Below are 1,070 nucleotides of genomic sequence, written 5' to 3'. Positions count from 1 at the left end.
ACGTAGTGAGCGGCTGGATGTGTCTGAGAGTTCCCGTCTCGATGTGCACGTGCCTCATGTAGCATTAAATCGTTATAATTCTTTGATGCAATTGGGGAGAGAGTGCGAATGAATCAGGCAATATTGGAACTGAATTTAAAACAATTAAAGCTTCCCATGTTTTCGAGGCATCATAAATCATTTGCTGAGTATGCGACACGAAACAACCAGCCGTATGAAGAGTATTTGAGAGCGTTGAGCGAAGAGGAGATTGTAAACCGGGACCAGAATCGGGTGAAGAATTTAATAAAACAAGCACAATTTCCATTCATCAAAACGCTTGTTGATTTTGCATTTGAAGAGATTCCGGGTTTAAACGCCAAAGAGGTATTTCGACTGAGTGAATGTGGTTATATTGAAAGATCAGAAAATATTTGTTTTATAGGTCAGACAGGAACGGGAAAGACACACTTGTCGATAGCGTTGGGGGTTGAGGCTTGCAAGAAGAAAAAAACCGTATTGTTTTTTACTGCCGCGAAGCTGGTGAATATGTTGTTGGAAGCCAGATCGGAGTTGCAATTGTCTCGACTACAGAAAAGGCTCATCAAGGCCGAATTGGTAATATTGGATGAATTAGGGTATTTACCCTTGTCTAAAGAAGGAGCAGAGTTGTTGTTTCAGTTTTTTGCAGATCGCTACGAAAATGGAGCGACCATTATTAGTTCCAACCTGGAATTTGCTGATTGGACGAAATTTATGAATGATCCCACAATGACGTCGGCACTTTTAGACCGAATAACACATCATAGCCATATTCTTACGTTCAATGGAGAAAGCTATCGATTTAAACAGAGTATGAAGAAGAAAAAAGGGAAGAAGGTGTAAGAGGGAAAATATCTTTTGTTTTATCAGTGAATGGGAGATTGCAAAATTGAGGCTTCTGTGATGCAACTCCAGTCACCCTACGGGTTCCTTCCGTTGCATCACAGAAGCCTGTAGTCGACAATATCATATTGTGATAATAAATCTTTTTGTCCAGAGTGGTACTATTTTACTTTGCCATCTGGTACACTTTTCTATTGCCATAACGA

At 40.2% G+C, this 1,070-nt stretch carries 1 protein-coding gene; it reads left to right on the top strand.

The window, feature by feature from the left end; genetic code table 11:
• Positions 1 to 108 precede the first annotated feature (108 nt).
• The gene (gene istB, locus QZT26_RS17810; protein WP_295104120.1) at positions 109 to 864 is read left to right on the top strand and encodes an IS21-like element helper ATPase IstB; all 756 of its coding nucleotides are present in this window, start codon (positions 109 to 111) and stop codon (positions 862 to 864) included.
• Positions 865 to 1,070: the final 206 nt, after the last annotated feature.

The sequence above is a fragment of the uncultured Candidatus Kuenenia sp. genome, assembly GCF_900696675.1.
GTDB lineage: Bacteria > Planctomycetota > Brocadiia > Brocadiales > Brocadiaceae > Kuenenia > Kuenenia stuttgartiensis_A.
This window is presented reverse-complemented; position numbering and strand designations above follow the sequence as displayed.